The organism is Ruegeria sp. BHSC029 (genome assembly GCF_059613085.1).
Genome location: NZ_JBXWRU010000005.1, coordinates 220,398 through 240,619 on the forward strand (window position 1 = coordinate 220,398; position 20,222 = coordinate 240,619).

The window sequence follows — 20,222 nt, forward strand, 5'->3', positions numbered from 1 at the left end:
ATGTTTCCCAAACCGATCGAAAAACAACCCCGCGCGGCGCAGATTTCCTATCAGGCAATGCTGCCGGTCGCCCTTCTGCTGTGGCTCGGCCCTCTGCTGGCGGTGGCCCTGTTTTCCATCAAGCCCGAGGCGGATTTCACCAACGCCAACTACTGGGGCCTACCCTCCAGCTTTGAAGGCGCCAGGAACTATGGTCAGGTCTTCTTCAACTCGGACATGCCGCGCTATCTGCTGAACTCGTTCCTGATCACGGTTCCCACGGTGATCGGCGCGGTGGCGCTCAGCTGCATGACCGGGTTCGCGCTGGGGATCTACAAGTTCAAGTCGAACCTGTGGATTTTCTTCATGTTCGTGGCCGGCAACTTCGTACCCTTCCAGATCCTGATGGTGCCGGTGCGCGACCTGACGCTGGACTTGGGGCTCTACAATACGAAAACCGGGCTGGTACTGTTCCACATTGCGTTCCAGACGGGGTTCTGCACCCTGTTCATGCGCAACTTCATCCGCGCCCTGCCCTTTGAGTTGATCGAGGCCGCCCGGGTCGAGGGCATCAGCGAATGGCGCATCTTCTGGTACGTGGTCCTGCCGCTGATGAAACCCGCAATCGCCGCGCTCAGCGTTCTGATCTTCACCTTCATCTGGAATGACTATTTCTGGGCCGTCGTGCTGACCCAGGGGGCCGAGAGCCAACCCGTCACCGCCGGCATCACCAGCTTCAACGCGCAGTTCCGCGCAGCGTATCACTTGATGAGTGCCGGCTCGATCGTCGCGGCCCTGCCGCCGGTGGCCATGTTCTTTCTGATGCAGAAACACTTCATCGCGGGTCTGACCCTCGGTGCCGTAAAATAACGCCTAGTCAAGGTTTACAGTCATGACCAAGATCACCTTCATCGGTGCAGGTTCCACGATTTTCATGCAAAATATCGTGGGCGATGCCCTGCTGACCCCGTCGCTGGCCGACAGCCATTTTGCCCTGATGGACATCGACCCCGAGCGTCTGGCCGAGAGCGAAACCGTCGCGCGCGCCATGATCCGCTCGGTCGGGACCGGCGCGACCGTGTCCACCCATACCGACCGCCGCGCGGCGCTGGACGGGGCCGATTTCGTCATCACCGCCTTCCAGATCGGCGGCTACAAACCCTGCACCGTCACCGATTTCGAGATCCCCAAGCAATATGGCCTGCGCCAGACCATCGCCGACACGCTGGGCGTGGGCGGCATCATGCGCGGCCTGCGCACCGTGCCCGTCCTGTGGGATGTGGCCCGCGACATGGCGCAGCTGTGCCCGGATGCCACGCTGCTGCAATACGTCAACCCGATGGCCATCAACACCTGGGCGCTGGCCGAACGGTTCCCGGCACTGAAACATGTGGGTCTGTGCCACTCGGTCCAGAACACGGTCGAGGAACTGGCCCATGACCTGGACCTGCCCAAGGATGAAATCCGCTATCGCGTTGCGGGCGTGAACCATGTGGCGTTTTTCCTGCGGCTGGAACATCAGGGCCGCGACCTGTATCCGGCGCTGCGCCTTGGCTCTCACGCGGGCCAGTTGCCCAAGGCGCCGCTGCTGATGCCGCGCTGTCCGAACAAGGTGCGGTATGAGGTGATGGATCACCTGGGCTATTTCTGCACCGAAAGCTCGGAACACCTGGCCGAGTATGTCCCGTGGTTCATCAAGGACGGGCGTCAGGACTTGATCGACCAGTTCCAGATCCCGCTGGACGAATACCCCACCCGCTGCGAGGAACAGGTCGCGAACTGGAAGGAACAGGCCAAGACCTTGACCGACGGGCGCGACATCGAAGTGATCCGCAGCCACGAATTCGCCGCCGACCTTATGAACGCAATCGTCACCGACACGCCCTATGTCGCCTATGGCAACCTGCCCAATACCGGGCAGATCCCGCAGCTGCCGCTGGGCGCGGCGGTCGAAACGCCCTGTCTGGTCGACAGCAACGGCGTGCAGCCCTCGGTCGTGACCGGCATCCCGCCGCAGCTGGTCGCCCTGATGCGCAGCCAGATCAACGTGCAGGAACTGACCGTGCGCGCCTTGGTCGAGGAAAACCCCGAACACATCTACCACGCCGCCATGATGGACCCGCACACCGCCGCCGAACTGGACCTGCGCCAGATCCGCAGCCTGGTAAGTGACCTGCTGACCGCCCATGCCGACTGGCTGCCGGATTGGTGCCGTCCGGCCCGCGCGGCCTGATCATCCGGCAAACACACAAGAAAACCACGACCCAATACGAAAAAGAAACAAAGACATGAAGAAACGCCGCTCACAGCACTGGTACGGCAAGCTCGACAAGGACGGGTTCATCCATCGGTCGTGGATGAAGAACCAGGGCTTTCCCGATCATGCGTTCGACGGACGCCCGATCATCGGCATCTGCAACACATGGTCGGAACTGACGCCGTGCAACTCGGGCCTGCGCGACCTCGCCGAAGGCGTCAAGCGCGGCGTGTGGGAAGCGGGCGGCTTTCCCGTCGAATTCCCGGTGATGTCGCTGGGCGAAACCCAGATGAAGCCCACCGCCATGCTGTTCCGCAACCTGCTGGCCATGGATGTCGAGGAATCCATCCGCGCCTATGGCATCGACGGCGTGGTGCTGCTGGGTGGTTGCGACAAGACCACGCCGGGCCAGCTGATGGGTGCGGCCTCGGTCGATCTGCCCACCATCGTGGTCAGTTCCGGGCCGATGCTGAACGGCAAGTATCGCGGTCAGGATATCGGCTCGGGCACCGATGTTTGGAAATTCTCGGAAGCCGTGCGCGCCGGCGAGATGACCTTGCAGGATTTCATGAACGCCGAATCCGGCATGAGCCGGTCCAAGGGCGTGTGCATGACCATGGGTACGGCCTCGACCATGGCGTCGCTGGTCGAGGCGATGGGCATGAGCCTGCCCACAAACGCCGCCCTGCCCGCCGTCGATGCCCGCCGGATGGCGCTGGCGCACATGACCGGCAAACGCATCGTCGAAATGGTGGACGAGGACCTCAAGCCCTCGGACATCCTGACCAAGGCGGCGTTTGAGAACGCCATTCTGGCCAATGCCGCGGTGGGTGGGTCCACCAACGCCGTGGTGCACCTGCTGGCGCTGGCCGGCCGGGTGGGCGTGGACCTGACCCTGCAGGATTTCGAGATCGGCTCGGACATTCCGCTGCTGGTCAACTGCATGCCCTCGGGCAAATACCTGATGGAAGATTTCTGCTATGCCGGCGGGATGCCGGTGGTCCTGTCCGAGCTGAAATCGCATCTGCGCCCGGCCCGCACCGTTCTGAACAAGGACATCTCGGCCCACTATGAGGGCGCGGAATGCTTCAACCGTGACGTGATCCACGCCTTTGACGATCCGGTGAAACCGGCCGCCGGGCTGCGCGTTCTGCGCGGCAACCTGGCGCCGAACGGGGCCATCGTGAAACCCTCGGCCGCCACAGACAGCCTGCTGGAGACGGAAGGTGAGGCCTATGTCTTCGACAGCATCGAGGACCTGAAGGCCAATATCGACCGCGACGACCTGCCTGTGACGCCCGAGACCATCCTGGTGCTCAAAGGCTGCGGGCCAAAGGGCTATCCGGGCATGCCCGAGGTCGGCAACATGCCGATCCCCGCCAAGCTGGTGAAGCAGGGCGTGCGTGACATGATCCGCATTTCCGACGCCCGCATGTCGGGCACTGCCTTCGGCACAGTGATCCTGCATGTCAGCCCCGAGGCGCAGGCGGGCGGCCCATTGGCGCTGGTGAAAACCGGCGACCGCATCCGCGTCTCGGCCCGCAAGGGCGAGTTGGAACTACTGGTCGACGAACAGGAACTGGCTGCCCGCCGTGCGGCCTGGCGGCCCGACGACCCGCATTACACCCGCGGCTATGCCAAGCTGTATATCGACCATGTCCTTCAGGCCGATCGCGGCGCTGACCTTGATTTCCTGGTGGGCAAGGACACCCGCCTTGTGACCAGAGAGAGCCATTGATGACCCAGCCAGCAACCTTCCATGACCTCGACGGCGCGTCCGTCTTCATCACCGGCGGCGGGTCCGGCGTGGGCGCGGCCCTGACCGATGGGTTCCTGGCCCAGGGCGCAAAGGTCGCCTTTATCGGCCGGTCCGACGCCAGCGCGTTCGTCGAAGAGATGCGCGCCAAGCACGGCCGCGCGCCCTTGTTCCTGCAGGGCGACATGACCGACACCGCGCTGCTGCACGAAACCATGACCAAGGCCGCCGAGGCCCACGGTCCGCTGAACGTACTGGTCAACAACGCGGCGAACGACAAGCGCCACAGCCTCGAGGAAACCACGACCGAGTTTTGGGACTGGATGATCGAGGTCAACCTCAAGGCCTATTACTTTGCCTGCCAGCAGGCCGCGCGCCAGATGGACGAAACCGGCGGGTCGATCATCAACTTCAGCTCGATCAGCTACATGATGGGCAATGCAGGCTATCCGATCTATACGACGGCCAACGCCGGAATCACCGGCATGACCCGTTCGCTCGCGCGCGAGCTGGGGCCGAAGAACATCCGCGTCAACGCGCTGGCGCCCGGCTGGGTGCTGACGCAGAAACAATTGGACATGTGGGCCACGCCCGAGGATCTGGCCGCGCATATGGATCGACAGTGCCTGAAGGAACATCTGAGCCCGGACGACATGATCGCGCCGACGCTGTTCCTGGCATCGACGGCCAGCCGCGCCATGACAGGGCAATGCATGGTCGTCGATGGCGGCGTGGTCACAACGGGGTGAGGACATGAACACCGAGTGGATCGCAGTAGACTGGGGCACCTCGCATCTGCGCGCCTGGGCGATGCAGGGCGACACGGTGCTGGACCACGCCCAATGCGACCGGGGCATGGCGACGCTGGGCCGGGATCAGTTCCAGGACGCGCTGCTGACGTTGGTCCAGGGCTGGCTGGGCGCGGCGCCCGTCGACGTGGTCGCCTGCGGCATGGTCGGTGCCCGGCAAGGCTGGGTCGAGGCGCCCTATGTGGCGGTACCAGCCAAGCCGATCTCGACCGTTCCGGTCCGCGTGCCCGGCACCGATCCACGCATCCGCGCCTTCGTGGTACCCGGCCTGAAACAGGACGACCCCGCCGACGTGATGCGCGGCGAGGAAACCCAGATCGCCGGCTACCTGTCCACGCGCCCACATTGGGATGGCGTAATCTGCCTGCCCGGCACCCACACCAAATGGGTGCAGGTCAGCGCCGGCGAGGTCGTCAGCTTCCGCACCTTCATGACCGGTGAGCTGTTCGATCTGCTGGGACAGCACTCGGTGCTGAAACACTCGGTGGGCGACGGCTGGGACGACGACGCCTTTGCCACGGCCGTGGCGGACACGCTGTCCAAGCCCGAGCAACTGGCCGGGCGGCTGTTCGGGCTGCGCGCCGCCGACCTGCTGCACGGGCAGGATCCGGCCACCGCCCGCGCCCGCCTGTCCGGTGCGCTGATCGGTGCCGAGCTGGCCGCCACCCGCCCCTATTGGCTGGGTCAGCAACTGGCCATCATCGGGGCCGAGGCCCTGTCGAACATCTATGCCACCGCGCTGCAGCAACAGGGCGCGTTCGTCGAAACCGCCGACGCGACCCAGGCCACGCTGGCCGGTCTGCTGCCGGCCCGCACCCTCACGAGGCAAACCGCATGAGCCGCCCCATCATCGCCATTCTGCGCGGGCTTGACCCAGCGCAGGCCGAGGCCGTCGGCCAGGCCATTCTGGACGCCGGCATCGACCGGATCGAGGTGCCGCTGAACTCGCCCGACCCGCTGGACAGCATCGGCCGTCTGGCCCGTTCGATCGGCGACCGCGCGCTGGTCGGGGCCGGAACCGTCCTGACCGTGGACGAGGTCGAACAGGTGGCCTCCGTGGGTGGCAAGCTGATCGTGTCGCCCAATTGCGATGCCGAGGTGATCGCGCGCACGGTGGATCTGAGCCTTCAAAGCTGGCCCGGGGTCTATACCCCGACCGAAGCCTTCGTCGCCCTGCGCGCCGGAGCCACCGGGCTGAAACTGTTTCCCGGGGTGATGGCCGGACCGGTGGGGCTGGCGGCCATGCGCCCGATCCTGCCCAAGGGCACGCAGGTCTATGCCGTGGGCGGCGCGGGGCCCGAGAATTTCGGCGACTGGCTCAAGGCCGGGGCCGACGGTTTCGGCATAGGCTCGGCCCTGTTCAAACCCGGCATGTCCGTGGACCAGATCGCCGAAAACGCCCGCCGGATCGTCGCCGCCTATGACGAGGCCACGCGATGAACCACGTCTTTGACGACCGCCCGTGCGAGTTGGGCGAAGGCCCGCTGTGGCACCCCGAACGGCAACAGCTGTTCTGGTTCGACATCGTCAACAAGCGCCTGATGACCCGCGACGCGGATGGCCCGCAGAGCTGGGATTTTGCCGAGCACGTCTCGGCCGCAGGTTGGATCGACCGCGACACGCTGCTGATCGCGTCGGAAACCGGCCTGTGGCGGTTCGGGCTTGAGACCGGTCACAAGGACCGCGTCGTCGCGCTCGAGGCCGACAACCCGGTGACCCGCTCGAATGACGGGCGGGCTGATCCGTGGGGCGGGTTCTGGATCGGCACAATGGGCAAGCGCGCGGAACGGGGCGCGGGGGCGATCTATCGCTTGTGGTGGGGTGAGCTGCGGCAACTGGTGCCGGACGTGACCATCTCGAACGCGATCTGTTTCGCGCCCGACCGGTCCTGCGCCTATTTCTGCGACACGGCCACCGGGCAGGTGCGGCGCTGGGGTCTGAACCCAGAAACCGGCTGGCCCGAGGGCGACAGCGCGGTGCTTCTGGACCTGCGCGCCGAGGGGCTGAACCCCGATGGCGCGGTCGTCGATGCCGCGGGCAATCTGTGGCTTGCACAATGGGGCGCGGCGCGGGTTGCGGCCTATGACGCCGGCGGAACCTTTCTGCGCGCGGTGCCATTCGCGGCGGCCCATACCTCGTGCCCCGCTTTCGGCGGGCCGGATCTGACGACGCTGTTCTGCACCTCGGCCCGTGAGGGGCTGGATGAGGACACCATCGCGTCGCACCCCACCAACGGAATGACCTTTGCCGCCGAAAACGCGGGCCAAGGTCAGGCGGAACACAGAGTCATCCTATGAACCCCGAACTTGGCGTTTGCTATTACCCCGAACATTGGCCCCAGTCGATGTGGGCCGAAGATGCCGCGCGCATGGTCGAGGCCGGTCTGCGCTGGGTCCGGATCGGCGAATTCGGATGGAGCCGGATGGAGCCGGAACCGGGCCGGCTGACATTCGACTGGCTGGATCAGGCCATCGAGACCCTTGGTGCGGCCGGGTTGAAAGTGGTGCTGGGAACGCCCACGGCCACGCCGCCGCGCTGGATGCTGGACCGGCACCCGGACATGCTGGCGGTGGACGAAAACGGGCAGCCGCGCAAGTTCGGCTCGCGCCGGCACTATTGTTTCAGCCATCAGGGATACATTCATGACTGCGTCCGCATCGCCCGGATCATGGGTGAACGCTATGGCCGCAACCCGCATGTGGCCGCCTGGCAGATCGACAATGAATATGGCTGCCACGACACCACCGTCAGCTACAGCGAGCCCGCGCGGAAGGCCTTCCGCCGCTGGCTGGCCGAACGCTATGGCTCGATTGAGGCGCTGAACGCGGCCTGGGGCAACGGGTTCTGGTCGATGGAATACAGTGATTTCGATCAGATCGACCTGCCCAACCTGACCGTGACCGAACCCAACCCCGCACATGTGCTGGCCTTCCGCCGGTTCAGCTCGGATCAGGTGGTGGCCTTCAACCGGGCCCAGGTTCAGGCGCTGCGGCCCCTGACCGACGCGCCGCTGCTGCACAACTACATGGGCCGGATTCTGGATTTCGACCATTTCGAGGTGGGCGCCGATCTGGATATCGCCGCCTGGGACAGCTACCCGATCGGGTTCCTGTCCGACCGGCTCGAGGCCGACGCGGCACACAAGGCAGCCTTTCTGCAACAGGGCGACCCGGACATGCAGGCCTTTCACCACGATCTGTACCGCGCCGTCGGGCGCGGCCGCTGGTGGGTGATGGAACAGCAGCCTGGACCGGTGAACTGGGCGCCCTACAACCCGGCCCCCCTGCCGGGCATGGTGCGGCTTTGGTCGCTCGAGGCCGTGGCCCACGGGGCCGAGGTGGTCAGCTATTTCCGCTGGCGGCAGGCGCCTTTTGCGCAGGAACAGATGCACGCGGGCTTGCTGACGCCGAACAACCACCCCGCCCCCGGTCTGGCCGAGGCGCAGCAGACGGCCGAAGATCTGGCCGCGCTGGGACCGGTCGAACCGGTGCAGGCGCGGGCCGCCATCCTGTTCGACTATCCGTCGGACTGGGCCTGGGCGACCCAGCCTCAGGGCGCTGGGTTCAACTATTTTCGGCTGGTGTTTTCCGCTTATCGCGCACTGCGCCGCGCCGGGCTGTCGGTCGATGTCGTGCCGGCCTCGGGCCTTTGCGACGCCGACTATGATCTGATCCTCGCCCCCGGGCTGGCCACGCTGGACGACGCGCTGGCCGACCGCCTGCGGGCGGCTGCGAAACTGACGGTTCTGGGCCCGCGCGCCGGAGCAATCACGGCTGATTTCCAGATCCCGGCCCAAGGCCGCCCCGGCCTGCAGGCGTTGGACTGCGACGTGGCGCTGGTGGAATCCCTACCGCCCGAGATCACCCGCCCGGTTCAGGGCGGCGGAGCGGCGCAACACTGGGTCGAGCGGTTGACCGGCCACGCGCCCGATCAGTTGACCTTCGAAGACGGGACTCCGGCGCTCAAGGGCAGTGACCAGCTTTGGTACCTGGCCGGGTTCCCGGACGAAGGCCTTTGGGACCGGATAGTTGAGATGGCGGCGCAGAAAGTCGGGCTGCCATTGCACCAGATGCCGCCCGGCCTGCGGCGGCGAGAGACCGCGACCCATGACTTCCTGATCAACTACAACGCCACACCGGTGGATTGGAACGGCCACAGCATCGCTGCCTGCGGAGTCGCCATCCTGAAACGCAATCCGCCCGGCCAGGAATGAACCTGAACCGGGCGGATGTGGTGCTCTGGTAGGCGCTTCTTCCTACTCGTCGGTCTTCAGACTGTTTGGATCGAAGACATTGCCGAACCCACTGTTGCCCGAAGGCTGATCGTCAGACTCGGCTGAGCTTTCGTCGTCCTGACCACCCAATGTGTTCGGAGCGAACACATTGCCAAAACCGCTGTTGTTCGACGGTTTGGGCGTGGATTGCTGCGCGTCGCCTTGCTCGGCCTCGCGCTGCTTGCGCTGCTCCTCGCGTTGTTTGCGCAATTCCTGAATGCGCTGCTCGGCTTCCAAACGCTTTTCTTCCTTGACGTCCGCGATGCACTGGGCCGGGTTGTAAGCCATGGCCGTCCCGACGACAGTGATCGTTGCCACGGCAAACATGACCAGCAGCACGGCCGCCATGTTCCCCGAGAAAAAGCTGGGCAACTTGATCTTGCCCGCAAGCTCCTCGACCGTGGCTTCCTTGCGCGCGGCGGCGACCAGTTCCTGACGCTTCAACTTGGCTTCGTTCAACAGGGCGAAGAACACGGTCAGCGCTACGATGATAAAGGCCAGCGCCGAAATCGCGGGTGTAATGCCGTAGCGCACCTTTTGAGCCAGTTCGATTGTCAGTGTCGGATATTCGCCGAACGTGAAGGTGGTGGTGTTGTAGTTCTCGAACGAGGCAAGAAACGCCAGCACCGCCGCCGAAGCAATCGCCGGGCGCATGAACGGGAGCAGGATCTTGCGAAACGCCTGTGCATGCGTTGCACCAAGGTCCAGTGCCGCCTCGGTCAGCGCCAGGTCATATCGCTGCAGCCGGGCCACTAGAACCAACATGCAATAGCTGGCGATGAAGGTGGATTGGCCAATCACGGTCAGGAAAATACCGTTCGACAAAAAGCTGTCGGCGCCCAGCCCCAGCATCCGGTTGATCCGGTCCCAGAAGACCAGCGTCGAGATACCCAGAACAACGCCCGGGATCAGGATCGGTGCGATGATGATCGTGTAGTAGGTGGCGCGCAGCTTGGGCCAGATTTGGGTCAACATCAGCGCTCCGGCCAAGCCCATCGCCACCGACAGAACCACGGTTCCCGCGCCGATGATCAACGAGTTCTTGATGCCGTTCAGGATGCGTTGGTCCTGAAACAACTCGCCGAACCACTGGAAGGTCAGGCATTCCCACGGGCTCATGCGCGGGAAACCGGACGAGTTGAAGGCGGTGATCGACATGATCACCAGGGGACCCAGCAGGTAGGCGAAGAAGATCGCCAGATAGACCCAGATGCTGATACGGAGGAAGGACATATTCATTTCCCGATATCCCCCATGTTCACCTTGAACAGGCGCATCATTGCCAGCACGAACAGGATACAGGTGACCAGCAGAACGATGGCGTAGGCTGCGCCTTGTGGCCAGTCGTTGTTGTCATTGAACTGCTGATAGATCAGTTGCGTGAACCACAGACTGGACGGCCCGCCCAGGATTTGCGGTGCGGCCAGCGCACCGGCCGACAGCATGAACACCATCGTACAGCCGGAACTGATGCCAGGCTTGGCATAGGGAATGACCACCCTCCAGTGAATCCGCCACCACGGAGCGCCCAAGTCGCGCGCCGCTTCGATCTGGTTTCCATCCAGGCTTTCGATGACGTTGTACATCGGGAAGATCATCAGCAGGATGTACGCGTAGCCGAGGCCCGCATAGAGCGCGATGTCGTTGCGGATGAAATCGAACGGTGTGTCCCAGATCCCCAATCCGACGAACAGCGTGTTCAGAACACCCGTCTCTCCGAAGATGATACGCAGCGCAAAGGCACGCAGGATCTCGTTGATCCAATAGGGGATGATCAGCATGATCGCGAAGATACGAATGTGATTGCCCTTGGACTGACCCAGGTAATAGGCAATCGGATAGCAAATGATCAGGTTGAAGATCGTCACGCAGACCGCGGCGATCAACGTCCGGAAGAAAACGCGCAGATCAACGGCGTTGTAGGACTGGCTACCGCCTTCCGGGCCGTAGATCAGGTATTTGTAGTTCTCCAGCGTGTACACGTCCTTGGGGCCGCCGATTTCCGGGGGCGGCAGGTTGGGACGGAAGGAAAAGTCCAGCATCGACAGCTGCGGCAGGATGATCAGGCCGATCGTCCAGAACAGGACAAGTCCCAGAATCGCGAGCCCCATGCCGAAACCGTTGCGGTTGAAGAAGTCCCTGAGGAAGCCAGGCATCGTCGGGCCTCCTTATTCCGCAGCCAGTTCACCCGCCGGAACGACGACCGCGTTGCGGGTTTCGTATTCCAGCGTGATGTTCTGCCCGGTGTGATCTTTGAACGACTGCCCGTGGTTCGGGATCGAGACCTTGATCTCCTTGCCGCCCTCTCCTTCGGTGAAGATGTTGAAGACGTTGCCTTCGAATTCCTCGTGGGTCACCCGTGCCGTGACGAAGTGATCGCCGCTCGTCCCCTCGGGTGCAATCGAGAACGCCTCGGGTCGGATGAACATCATGGCGTCGTCACCTTCGGCCAACTTGCCCTGATTGGCGGTCGATATCCGCGCCACCAGATCGCCGGACCGGTTGGTCGAGATCAGGGCCTCTTCGCCCATCACTCTTTTGACCTTGCCGCGGAAGACGTTGTTTTCGCCCACGAACGAGGCGGCAAAAGCGGTTGTCGGGTCGTTGTAGATGGTCTTGCCATCGGCGATCTGGTCGATCACGCCAGCGCGCATCACGGCGATGTTGTCCGACATGGTCAGGGCCTCGCCCTGGTCATGGGTGATGTAGATGAAGGTGATGCCCACACGCTGCTGGATCTCACGCAGTTCGGTGCGCATGTGCTGGCGTAGCTTGAGGTCCAGCGCCGACAGCGGTTCGTCCAACAGCAGCACGTCCGGTTCGGCGCACAGGGCGCGCGCGATGGCGACACGCTGGCGCTGGCCGCCCGACAATTCGCTGGGCAGCTTGTCGCCCTGGCCCGGCAGCGCGATCATGTCCAGCAGCTCATCCGCGCGCTTGCGGCGCTCGGCAGCGCTGGCGCCCTTGATCTCCATCGAAAAGGTAATGTTCTCCCAGACCTTCATCAGCGGAAACAGTGCAAGGTTCTGAAATATCAACGCGGTCGGGCGCTTGTTCGGCCCGATGCCCTTCATGTTCTTGCCGCCGATCAGGACATTGCCTTCGCTGGGCTCCAGGAACCCGGACACCGCGCGCAGAATCGTCGTCTTGCCGCAGCCCGAGGGCCCCAGGAACGAAAAGAAATCGCCGCCGTTGATGTTCACGTTCGCATCTCGCACAGCGACAAAATCGCCGAAGCGGATCCACAGGTTTTCCAGATCGACTCCGATCCCTGCACTCATTTTTGGTATCTCCCTGTGATGCAGCTTCAGGCCGCACCGCATCGTTGTCCGTCACGCGGGGCAAACGCGTGCGGGGTCCAAAGGCCCCCCGCGCGACAACGCGAGGGGCGCGATCTCAAGGCGATCAGGCGCTCTTGAACTTGTTGACGAACTCGGTCCGGGTCTCGGCGTACCAAGGTGCTTCGGCAGGCCACGGGTTCAGGTTGGCCAGCGAGTCGCCCGGATAGGCCTCGGCAAAGTTCTTCTTGTAGGTGTCGCCCGAATACTGGTCGGCACCCAGAACCGGCGAGTTGTAGCCGTGGCTGTCGATCGCGACACCGGCCGGTTTGGCCTGATAGGCGAAGTCGATGAAGGCGTAGACCTGGTCGATATTGGTTGCACCGGTCGGCATCGACATGCCGTCGACCCAAGCCATCGCACCCTCGACCGGAGCCTGGTAGTGCACCGGTTCGCCCGCGGATTTCAGTGCCAGCGGCGGGCCATCCCAAGTCTGTCCGACGACAACCCCTTCGTTCAGCAGGCCGTTCTTCTGGGTGTCGGCGTCGTTCCAGATCAGTTTGATCCGGTCCTTGCGGGCGATGCACCAGTCGGTGATTTGACCCCAGACCTTACGCATGGTGTCTTCGTCGCCATATGCGGCCCAGACCGAACCGGGCTCCATCTCGCCGATGCGCTCCATGTACAGACCCGCGCCCAGCATCATCGAATGCGCTCGACCCATGGTCTTGCCGGCGTTTTCTTCCGACCAGACATCACCATAGGACGGAGCGTCGCCTTCGGGCAGCCACAGGTCGGTGCGATAGGCTATGCCTTCGGTACCCCAGATATGCGGCAGCCAATGCGCGCCGCTGTCACCGAAGTTCCAGGCATCGGTGCCGATCTTGGCCATCGCCGGGTTGACCTTGTCGATCGGCACCCTGTTCATGTCGAACGGCTGCAGAAGCTCCAGCGGCTCCCACTGCAGCGACCGGTTGTTGGTCGGCGAAACGATGTCAAAGCCCTGGCCCTTGGTGGCCTTCATCTTGTTGATGATCTCTTCGTTCGAGCCGATACCGGTGTAGTTCACCTTGATCCCGGTCAGGGTCTCGAACTCTTCGATGAAGCTGGGCGGCAGGTAATCCGACCACATCAGGATGTTGACTTCGCCCGAAGATGCCAGGGCGCTTTTGCTGTACAGAGGTGCCGCCAGCGCTGCGGCGCCGGCCCCTTTCAACACCGTACGACGGCTGAAGTTTGACGATTTGGTCATTCGTGTTTCTCCCGTGTTTGGACTGAGTTTTGTTTTTTATCCGTGCGTCACGTTAGAGTTTTGCGGTCGCCCCGTCAGTCCAAAAAGTGACAGTTTGCGAAATTCTTAGGTCCAGTTCCCTTGGAAGCCCAAGCCCGGAGCCCGCCCAAACAGGGCGCGACTCTGCGGGAATTCGCGCGAGGATCATATATCAAAAGGGCCGACGATACCTAACGGCGCATCGGAACTGGCCTCATGTCACACAGGGAGATCACGCGAATTTTTTGCGCATCCGCCAAATAGATGCGCATCATTTCAGCCGCAAAAATCGATTTGCGACAAATTCAGACCAGAATCACGACGAGGTCCGAGCTATTTGCGCATTGACCGGCCGTCATGGAACAGGTGGATCTTCTCCGGCGCGGCAGTCACCGAAACCGTCTGGCCACGCAAGCCACGATGGATGCCCGGCAGTTTGCCGATCACCGACTCGGCGCCGGGGGCTTTCGCGAAATAGAGCAACGTCACCTCGCCCAACGCTTCGGTAAAGTCCACGGTCCCGGTCAGGATGGGGTTACCATCGGCCACCACCAGGTCCTCGGGCCGGACGCCCACATTGACCTTCTTGCCGGCGTCGGCGTCCCGGGTCGGAATGGCCGAAACTGCCGTGCCGCCACAGTCCAGCGCAACGGTCGTGGTGGCACCGGTGCCGGTGATCGTGGCCGGCAGCAGGTTCATGGCGGGCGAGCCGATGAACTGGGCCACGAATTCATTGTCGGGCGTCTCGTACAGTTCCAGCGGCGTGCCGACCTGCGCGATGCCCTTGTTGGCCAGAACCACGATCCGGCTGGCCAGGGTCATTGCCTCGACCTGATCGTGGGTGACATAGATCATCGTGCTGTCGGGCATCGCCTCTTTCAGGCGCGCGATCTCGATCCGCGTGGCCACCCGCAGCGCGGCATCCAGGTTCGACAGCGGCTCGTCGAACAGATAGACCTTGGGGTCGCGCACGATGGCCCGGCCGATGGCCACCCGCTGACGCTGACCGCCCGACAGGGCCTTGGGCAGCCGGTCCAGAAACGGTTCCAGCTGCAGGATTTGCGCCGCGCGGTTCACTGCCGCGTCGATCTGATCGGTGGGCATCTTGGCGATTTTCAGGGCAAAGGCCATGTTCTCGCGCACGGTCATGTGCGGATACAGCGCATAGCTTTGGAACACCATGGCAATGCCGCGCTGTGCCGGGGGCACGTCGTTCATCACCTGCCCCTCGATCTCCAGCGTCCCGCCCGAAATGCGTTCCAGCCCCGCGATCATCCGCAGCAGTGTGGACTTGCCGCAGCCCGAGGGGCCGACGAACACGATCAACTCGCCGCGCTCGATCTCGAGGTTGATGTCCTTCAGGACATCGACATTGCCATAGGTCTTGGCGACATCGGTCAGCTTGAGCTCGGACATGGGTTACCCTTTCTCTCGGACCATCAGGCAGAATTGCGAGGGCGCCAGCGTGGCGCGGCCCTGCGCCTCGACTGCGCCCAGATCCTGACCGATGCAGCGCCAGTTGCCTTCGGGCAGGTCGATTTCCGCGGCGCCATCGCCCAGGTTGAAGGCACAGAACACCTGCTGGGTGTCATCCTCACGCAGGAAGCTGAGGATCGGGCCGGTTTCGCGCATGTCGGACTGGGTGCCCGCCATCAGCGCCGGATATTCATGGCGCAAAGCGATGGCACGGCGATAGTGGTTCAGCACCGACTGCGGGTCGGCGTCCATCCGGTCCACGGCGCGCTCGGCCTGCGCGGTGCTGACGGGCAGCCAGGGCGCACCGGTGGTAAAGCCCGACTGTTCGTCCTGCGCAGCCCAGACCATGGGCGTGCGGCAGCCGTCGCGGCCCTTGTATTCAGGCCAGAACTCGATGCCATAGGGGTCCTGCAGGTGCTCAAAGGGCACGTCGGCCTCGGGCAAGCCCAGCTCTTCGCCCTGATACAGGCAGGCCGAGCCGCGCAGGCACATCATCAGAACCGCGTGCTGCCGGATGCCGGCCTCATCCAGATCCCAGCGCGAGGCGTGGCGCTGCACGTCGTGGTTGGAGAACGCCCAGCACGGCCAGGCGTCGCCGGCCTTGGACAGGAGCTGGTCGAACACATGCTTGGTGTATTCTGCCGTCAGGCGGCGTTTTTCCAGAAATTCAAAGGCATAGCACATGTGCATACGCTTGTCGCCACGGGTGTATTCGCCCATGATCTCAAGCCCGCGCTGTGCGTCGCCCACCTCGCCCAGACAGGCGCGACCGTCATATTGATCGGTCAGGGCGCGCAGCCGTTCCAGGAAGGCGATGTTTTCGGGCTGGCTCTTGGAATACAGGTGGTCCTGATGGTTGTAGGGGTTGACCATCGGCGCGATGGTTGCGTTGCGCTGATCCAGCAGCAGCGCCGGGTTGTCGCGCAGTTGCGCGTCGTGGAAGTAGAAGTTGATCGTGTCCAGTCGGAACCCGTCAACGCCCATGTCCAGCCAGAACCGCGCCACGTCCAGCAGCGCGTCCTGCACATCGGGGTTGTGGAAATTCAGGTCCGGCTGCGAGGTCAGGAAGTTGTGCAGGTAATACTGCTGCCGGCGCGTATCCCACTGCCAGGCCGAGCCGCCGAAGATCGACAGCCAGTTGTTGGGCGGGGTCCCGTCAGGCTTGGGGTCGGCCCAGACATACCAGTCGGCCTTGGGGTTTTCGCGGTTGCTGCGGCTTTCGACGAACCACGGATGCTGGTCCGAGGTATGCGACAGAACTAGGTCGATCATCACCCGCAGACCCAGACCATGGGCGCGGTCCAGCAACGTCTGGAAATCCTCCATCGTGCCGAACATCGGATCGATGGCGCGATAGTCGCTGACATCGTACCCGAAATCCTTCATCGGCGACTTGAAGAAGGGCGAGATCCAGATCGCATCAACCCCCAGACCAGCGATGTAATCCAGCCGCTGGGTAATGCCCCGCAGGTCTCCGATGCCGTCGCCGTTGCTGTCCTGAAAGCTGCGCGGGTAGATCTGATAGATCACGCCGCCGCGCCACCAGTCGGACGCCGTCTTGGTTGAGTGCTTGAGGTCCACGTTGTTCTGCACGTTCATCACACGCCCTTATTTGACTGAACCGGCCAGCAATCCGCGGACCAGGTATTTCTGCATTGCAAAGAAGACGACCAGCGGCACCGCGATCGACACGAATGCGGCCGTGGCCAGGATTTCCCAGTTGCCGCCACGGGTGCCCAGAAGCTCGACGATACTGTTGGTCATCACGGTAGTCTCGCCGGATGCGTCGATCAGGAACACCTTGGCCACCAGCAGGTCGTTCCATGTCCACAGGAACTGGAAGATGGCGAACGAGGCCAGCGCCGGAAAGCTCAGCGGCAGGATCAGCTTGGTGAAGATTTGAAATTCGGTGGCGCCATCGACCCGCGCATTCTCGATCAGGTCGCGGGGCAGCCCGGCCATGTAGTTGCGCAGAAGATAGATCGCCAGCGGCATGCCAAAGCCGGTATGGGCCAGCCAGACGCCCAGATACCCTTTGCCGATGCCTATGTTCAGGTGGAATTTCAGCAGCGGGATCAGCGCCAACTGCAAGGGAACCACCAGCAGACCGACCACCGCGGCGATCAACAGCGCACGGCCCGGGAAATCCATCCAGGCCAGCGCATAGGCCGCGAAAGCCGCCACCAGGATCGGAATGATCGTGGCCGGAATCGTGACTGTCAACGTGTTGAAGAACGCCTTGGCCATGCTGTCAGTGCTGTCCTCGGCCAGCAGGACCTTGTGGTAGTTGTCCAGCGTGAACTCGGGCGGCAACTCGGCGGTCACGAAGACGCGCGACCCACGGCTGCCGGTGAATTCCTCGGTGTTCTCCATCCGGTAGTCGCCATTGGCCTGAACGGTGATCGTGCCGCCCTTGCGCAGTTCGGCGGTCTGGCCCGGCTCAAACGCATCGATCTCGCGCGAGCTGATGCCCCATTTCGAGATGCGCGCTTTGGTTCCGGCGTCGAACAGGTTGCCCTCGATCACATACAAGCCGTTATCCTGCACCTGGGTGTCGGGCGCGGCGCTGCGCAGCGTCAGGTTCTGCTCGGAGGGGAATATCGCCCGCCACCAGCCGCTGGTCGCGATCTGGTCCGCCGTGCGGAAGGACGATATGAACAGGCCCAGCGTGGGCACCACCCACAGCACCACCAGAAACAGAACCGAGGCATGTACGGCCCATCTGAGCGCCGGGCGGGTTCCTGCGATCTCACTCATGACGCGCCCTCCTATTCCATTTCCTTGCGCGCGTTGCGCACGTTCCAGACAAGGATCGGCGTCACCAGCAGCATGATGACCATGGCCGAGGCCGAACCCACGCCCCAGTCATTGGCGCGGAACAGCTTGTCGAACATGTAGTTGGCCAAGACCTGTGTCTCCCACTGGCCGTTGGTCATGGCGAAAACGATGTCGAACACCTTCAGCACGACGATGGTGATCGTGGTCCACACCACCAGAATCGTCGTCTTGATCTGCGGCACCTTGATCTTGAAGAAGATCTGGAACGGGCTGGCGCCATCCAGAATGGCGGCCTCGACCGTTTCTTCGGGAATGCCGCGCAGGGCCGCCGACAGGATCACCATGGCAAAGCCCGTCTGAATCCAGACCAGCACGATCATCAGGAAGAAATTGTTCCAGAACGGGATCGTCAGCCAGGTCTGCGGGTCGGTTCCGCCAAAGAAGATGTACAGGGCATTCAGCATGCCGATCTGGTCCTGCTCGACCGGACGGGTGTCATAGACAAGCTTCCAGATCACCGATGCGCCCACGAACGAGATCGCCATCGGCATGAAGATCAGAGATTTGGCGACATTGCCCCATCGGATGCGGTCGGTCAGCTGGGCGACCAACAGGCCAAATGCTGTCGACAGCGCCGGGACCACAATCAGCCACAGCATGTTGTTACGCATCGCTTCCCAGAATTTGGGCTCTCCCATCATCTGGGCGTAGTTGTCCAGACCCACCCACTCGTATCCGCCGCCAGGCACCCGGTCGGTCAGGGACAGGCGCAGCGTTTCCACCACAGGATAGGCCAGGTACAGCCCCAGCGCGACCAGAGCGGGCAAAAGAAACAACCATGGCCGGACCATGTTCGCCCGATTGATGTTGCGTCCGGCGTTCGGGCCGCGCGGCGGGAACAGAATCTTGTCCAGAAACTGGTTGGACAAGTAGAAGTAACCAACACAGCCGGATACGCCGATGGCGATCGTCAGCAGACCTTGCAATGCGGGATGCATGTCACCCTCCCTGGCGACAATGGGTCGGGCAACCCTGAGGTCGGATTGCCCGGTTTCATGGCTTTATTGGATCGCGTCCCAAGACGCCTGGATCTCGTCCGCCACGTCTTGCGCGGGTTTGCCACCGGCATAGTCGACCATGCCCGTCCAGAACGTGCCTGCGCCAACCGCGCCCGGCATCAGGTCAGACCCGTCAAAACGGAAGGTGGTCGCACCCAGAAGAATGTCGTTCATCTTCTTCAGGGTCGGATCCGAGAAGGCCGAGGTATCGACACCCTTGTGCGGGGTCAAAAAGCCGCTGAGCGCCATCCAGGTCTCATGCGCCTCGGGGGTCTGCAGATAGGCGATCAGGTCATGCGCTGCGGGGCTGTCATTGGTGATCGCCCACAGGGTGCCAGCGCCCAGTACCGGACTGCCCAGATCCTTGCTTTCATAAGCCGGGAAGTAGAAGAAATCGGCATCTTCACCCACGACCGTGCCTTCGGGGAAGAAGGCCGGGATGAACGAGGCCTGACGGTGCATGTAGCACTGCGGCGGCGAGCTGAACATGCCTTTGGGGCTGTCGCGGAAATCCGTGGTTGCAACCGCACCGGCCCCGCCGGCGACATAGTCGTCATTGCGGGCGAATGCGCCGAATTCCTCGATCGCGGCCACGACCTTGGGATCGTTGAACTTCAGCTCGTTGGCAACCCACGCGTCATAATCCTCGGGGGATTGGGTGCGCAGCATCATATCCTCGACCCAGTCGGTCGCAGGCCAGCCGGTTGCGCCACCCGACCCCAGACCGATGCACCAGGGCGTGCCGCCATCGGCGACGATCTGGTCGGTCAGGGCCTTGAGCTCTTCCATCGTGGTCGGAACTTCATATCCCGCGTCCTCAAAGTTCTCGGGCACGTACCAGACCAGCGATTTCACATCGACCTTGTAGAAGAAGCCGTACAGGTGGTCCTGACCGTCCGGGCCGGCATAGGTGCCCAGATCGACCCAAGACTGGCCCGCGGCATAGTTGTCCCGGATCCAGTCGGCGGTCCCGTCAGCAAGCGGTGTCAGAAACCCGGCCTTGGCCATATCGGCTGCAAGACCCGGCTGGGGGAACACGGCGATGTTCGGGGCCGACCCGGCCTCGGCGTCGATGCGGATCTGCTGCTCGAAGCTGTCCGACCCGACATAGGCATATTCATGACCGGTGGCCGCGGCAAAGCCGTCCAGCACCTTTTCGACATTCTCCTGGTCCGGGCCAAGCCACGGGCCGAACACGGTGACCTTTTCGGCCCGGGCCGCGCCCGCCATCAGGGCAAACGTGGCCGCACCTGCCAAAAGCGAGTGTTTCATTGATTTTCCTCCCAAC

17 protein-coding genes are annotated in these 20,222 nt (G+C 63.1%); 8 read left to right on the forward strand and 9 right to left on the reverse strand.

Annotated features, from left to right (window positions below):
* The 8 genes from AC2FML_RS14020 to AC2FML_RS14055 are packed head-to-tail and all read left to right on the forward strand — an operon-like array spanning position 1 to position 9,014.
* Positions 1 to 849 carry a carbohydrate ABC transporter permease gene (locus AC2FML_RS14020; protein WP_093963150.1) on the forward strand — a complete coding sequence of 283 codons (849 nt, stop codon included), beginning with the start codon at positions 1 to 3 and terminating at the stop codon, positions 847 to 849.
* A 22-nt stretch (positions 850 to 871) separates the two neighbouring features.
* Positions 872 to 2,212 (forward strand): alpha-glucosidase/alpha-galactosidase, encoded by a 1,341-nt coding sequence (locus AC2FML_RS14025; RefSeq protein WP_496783657.1) that lies wholly within the window; start codon positions 872 to 874, stop codon positions 2,210 to 2,212.
* A gap of 55 nt (positions 2,213 to 2,267) precedes the next feature.
* Entirely contained in the window at positions 2,268 to 3,974 is a 1,707-nt protein-coding gene (locus AC2FML_RS14030) for an IlvD/Edd family dehydratase (protein ID WP_496783658.1), read from the forward strand.
* Positions 3,974 to 4,741, forward strand: a complete 768-nt coding sequence (locus AC2FML_RS14035; RefSeq protein WP_170371976.1) for an SDR family NAD(P)-dependent oxidoreductase — start codon at positions 3,974 to 3,976, stop codon at positions 4,739 to 4,741. The genes AC2FML_RS14030 and AC2FML_RS14035 overlap by 1 nt, the downstream gene beginning before the upstream one ends.
* Before the next feature lie 4 nt (positions 4,742 to 4,745).
* Complete coding sequence (locus tag AC2FML_RS14040) at positions 4,746 to 5,639, forward strand: 2-dehydro-3-deoxygalactonokinase (protein WP_496783660.1); 894 nt, start codon at positions 4,746 to 4,748, stop codon at positions 5,637 to 5,639.
* A complete protein-coding gene (locus tag AC2FML_RS14045) occupies positions 5,636 to 6,241 on the forward strand; it encodes a 2-dehydro-3-deoxy-6-phosphogalactonate aldolase (protein ID WP_260066689.1) in 606 nt (201 codons plus the stop codon). The genes AC2FML_RS14040 and AC2FML_RS14045 overlap by 4 nt, the downstream gene beginning before the upstream one ends.
* A complete protein-coding gene (locus AC2FML_RS14050) occupies positions 6,238 to 7,098 on the forward strand; it encodes an SMP-30/gluconolactonase/LRE family protein (RefSeq protein WP_496783661.1) in 861 nt (286 codons plus the stop codon). Before AC2FML_RS14045 ends, AC2FML_RS14050 begins: the two co-directional genes overlap by 4 nt.
* A complete protein-coding gene (locus AC2FML_RS14055; protein ID WP_496783663.1) occupies positions 7,095 to 9,014 on the forward strand; it encodes a beta-galactosidase in 1,920 nt (639 codons plus the stop codon). Before AC2FML_RS14050 ends, AC2FML_RS14055 begins: the two co-directional genes overlap by 4 nt.
* 42 nt (positions 9,015 to 9,056) lie before the next feature.
* Here AC2FML_RS14055 and AC2FML_RS14060 read toward each other — a convergent pair whose 3' ends face one another.
* The 9 genes from AC2FML_RS14060 to AC2FML_RS14100 form a co-directional block, all read right to left on the reverse strand.
* A complete protein-coding gene (locus tag AC2FML_RS14060) occupies positions 9,057 to 10,313 on the reverse strand; it encodes an ABC transporter permease (protein WP_170359288.1) in 1,257 nt (418 codons plus the stop codon).
* Positions 10,310 to 11,230, reverse strand: coding sequence for an ABC transporter permease (locus AC2FML_RS14065; protein WP_170341829.1), 921 nt, complete (start codon positions 11,228 to 11,230; stop codon positions 10,310 to 10,312). The genes AC2FML_RS14060 and AC2FML_RS14065 overlap by 4 nt, the downstream gene beginning before the upstream one ends.
* Before the next feature lie 12 nt (positions 11,231 to 11,242).
* Positions 11,243 to 12,355, reverse strand: a complete 1,113-nt coding sequence (locus AC2FML_RS14070; protein WP_170341232.1) for an ABC transporter ATP-binding protein — start codon at positions 12,353 to 12,355, stop codon at positions 11,243 to 11,245.
* A 124-nt stretch (positions 12,356 to 12,479) separates the two neighbouring features.
* Positions 12,480 to 13,604, reverse strand: a complete 1,125-nt coding sequence (locus AC2FML_RS14075; RefSeq protein ID WP_170341229.1) for an extracellular solute-binding protein — start codon at positions 13,602 to 13,604, stop codon at positions 12,480 to 12,482.
* 351 nt (positions 13,605 to 13,955) lie between these two features.
* Complete coding sequence (locus AC2FML_RS14080; RefSeq protein ID WP_496783665.1) at positions 13,956 to 15,038, reverse strand: ABC transporter ATP-binding protein; 1,083 nt, start codon at positions 15,036 to 15,038, stop codon at positions 13,956 to 13,958.
* A gap of 3 nt (positions 15,039 to 15,041) precedes the next feature.
* A complete protein-coding gene (locus tag AC2FML_RS14085; RefSeq protein WP_496783667.1) occupies positions 15,042 to 16,697 on the reverse strand; it encodes an alpha-glucosidase in 1,656 nt (551 codons plus the stop codon).
* A gap of 9 nt (positions 16,698 to 16,706) precedes the next feature.
* On the reverse strand, positions 16,707 to 17,855 hold the full coding sequence (locus AC2FML_RS14090) for a carbohydrate ABC transporter permease (protein WP_496783668.1): 1,149 nt from the start codon (positions 17,853 to 17,855) through the stop codon (positions 16,707 to 16,709).
* Positions 17,856 to 17,866: 11 nt separating this feature from the next.
* Positions 17,867 to 18,874, reverse strand: coding sequence for a carbohydrate ABC transporter permease (locus AC2FML_RS14095; protein ID WP_170359279.1), 1,008 nt, complete (start codon positions 18,872 to 18,874; stop codon positions 17,867 to 17,869).
* Positions 18,875 to 18,937: 63 nt separating this feature from the next.
* Positions 18,938 to 20,206 carry an ABC transporter substrate-binding protein gene (locus AC2FML_RS14100; protein ID WP_496783669.1) on the reverse strand — a complete coding sequence of 423 codons (1,269 nt, stop codon included), beginning with the start codon at positions 20,204 to 20,206 and terminating at the stop codon, positions 18,938 to 18,940.
* Between the last annotated feature and the right edge of the window lie 16 nt (positions 20,207 to 20,222).

Excerpts from the sequence above, each read along its gene's own strand:
- AC2FML_RS14090 (WP_496783668.1), bottom strand. The coding sequence starts at position 17,855 with ATGAGTGAGATCGCAGGAACCCGCCCGGCGCTCAGATGGGCCGTACAT.
- AC2FML_RS14045 (WP_260066689.1), top strand. The coding sequence starts at position 5,636 with ATGAGCCGCCCCATCATCGCCATTCTGCGCGGGCTTGACCCAGCGCAG.
- AC2FML_RS14055 (WP_496783663.1), top strand. The coding sequence starts at position 7,095 with ATGAACCCCGAACTTGGCGTTTGCTATTACCCCGAACATTGGCCCCAG.
- AC2FML_RS14025 (WP_496783657.1), top strand. The coding sequence starts at position 872 with ATGACCAAGATCACCTTCATCGGTGCAGGTTCCACGATTTTCATGCAA.
- AC2FML_RS14040 (WP_496783660.1), top strand. The coding sequence starts at position 4,746 with ATGAACACCGAGTGGATCGCAGTAGACTGGGGCACCTCGCATCTGCGC.
- AC2FML_RS14065 (WP_170341829.1), bottom strand. The coding sequence starts at position 11,230 with ATGCCTGGCTTCCTCAGGGACTTCTTCAACCGCAACGGTTTCGGCATG.
- AC2FML_RS14050 (WP_496783661.1), top strand. The coding sequence starts at position 6,238 with ATGAACCACGTCTTTGACGACCGCCCGTGCGAGTTGGGCGAAGGCCCG.
- AC2FML_RS14060 (WP_170359288.1), bottom strand. The coding sequence starts at position 10,313 with ATGAATATGTCCTTCCTCCGTATCAGCATCTGGGTCTATCTGGCGATC.
- AC2FML_RS14085 (WP_496783667.1), bottom strand. The coding sequence starts at position 16,697 with ATGAACGTGCAGAACAACGTGGACCTCAAGCACTCAACCAAGACGGCG.
- AC2FML_RS14095 (WP_170359279.1), bottom strand. The coding sequence starts at position 18,874 with ATGCATCCCGCATTGCAAGGTCTGCTGACGATCGCCATCGGCGTATCC.
- AC2FML_RS14100 (WP_496783669.1), bottom strand. The coding sequence starts at position 20,206 with ATGAAACACTCGCTTTTGGCAGGTGCGGCCACGTTTGCCCTGATGGCG.
- AC2FML_RS14035 (WP_170371976.1), top strand. The coding sequence starts at position 3,974 with ATGACCCAGCCAGCAACCTTCCATGACCTCGACGGCGCGTCCGTCTTC.
- AC2FML_RS14080 (WP_496783665.1), bottom strand. The coding sequence starts at position 15,038 with ATGTCCGAGCTCAAGCTGACCGATGTCGCCAAGACCTATGGCAATGTC.
- AC2FML_RS14070 (WP_170341232.1), bottom strand. The coding sequence starts at position 12,355 with ATGAGTGCAGGGATCGGAGTCGATCTGGAAAACCTGTGGATCCGCTTC.
- AC2FML_RS14075 (WP_170341229.1), bottom strand. The coding sequence starts at position 13,604 with ATGACCAAATCGTCAAACTTCAGCCGTCGTACGGTGTTGAAAGGGGCC.
- AC2FML_RS14020 (WP_093963150.1), top strand. The coding sequence starts at position 1 with ATGTTTCCCAAACCGATCGAAAAACAACCCCGCGCGGCGCAGATTTCC.
- AC2FML_RS14030 (WP_496783658.1), top strand. The coding sequence starts at position 2,268 with ATGAAGAAACGCCGCTCACAGCACTGGTACGGCAAGCTCGACAAGGAC.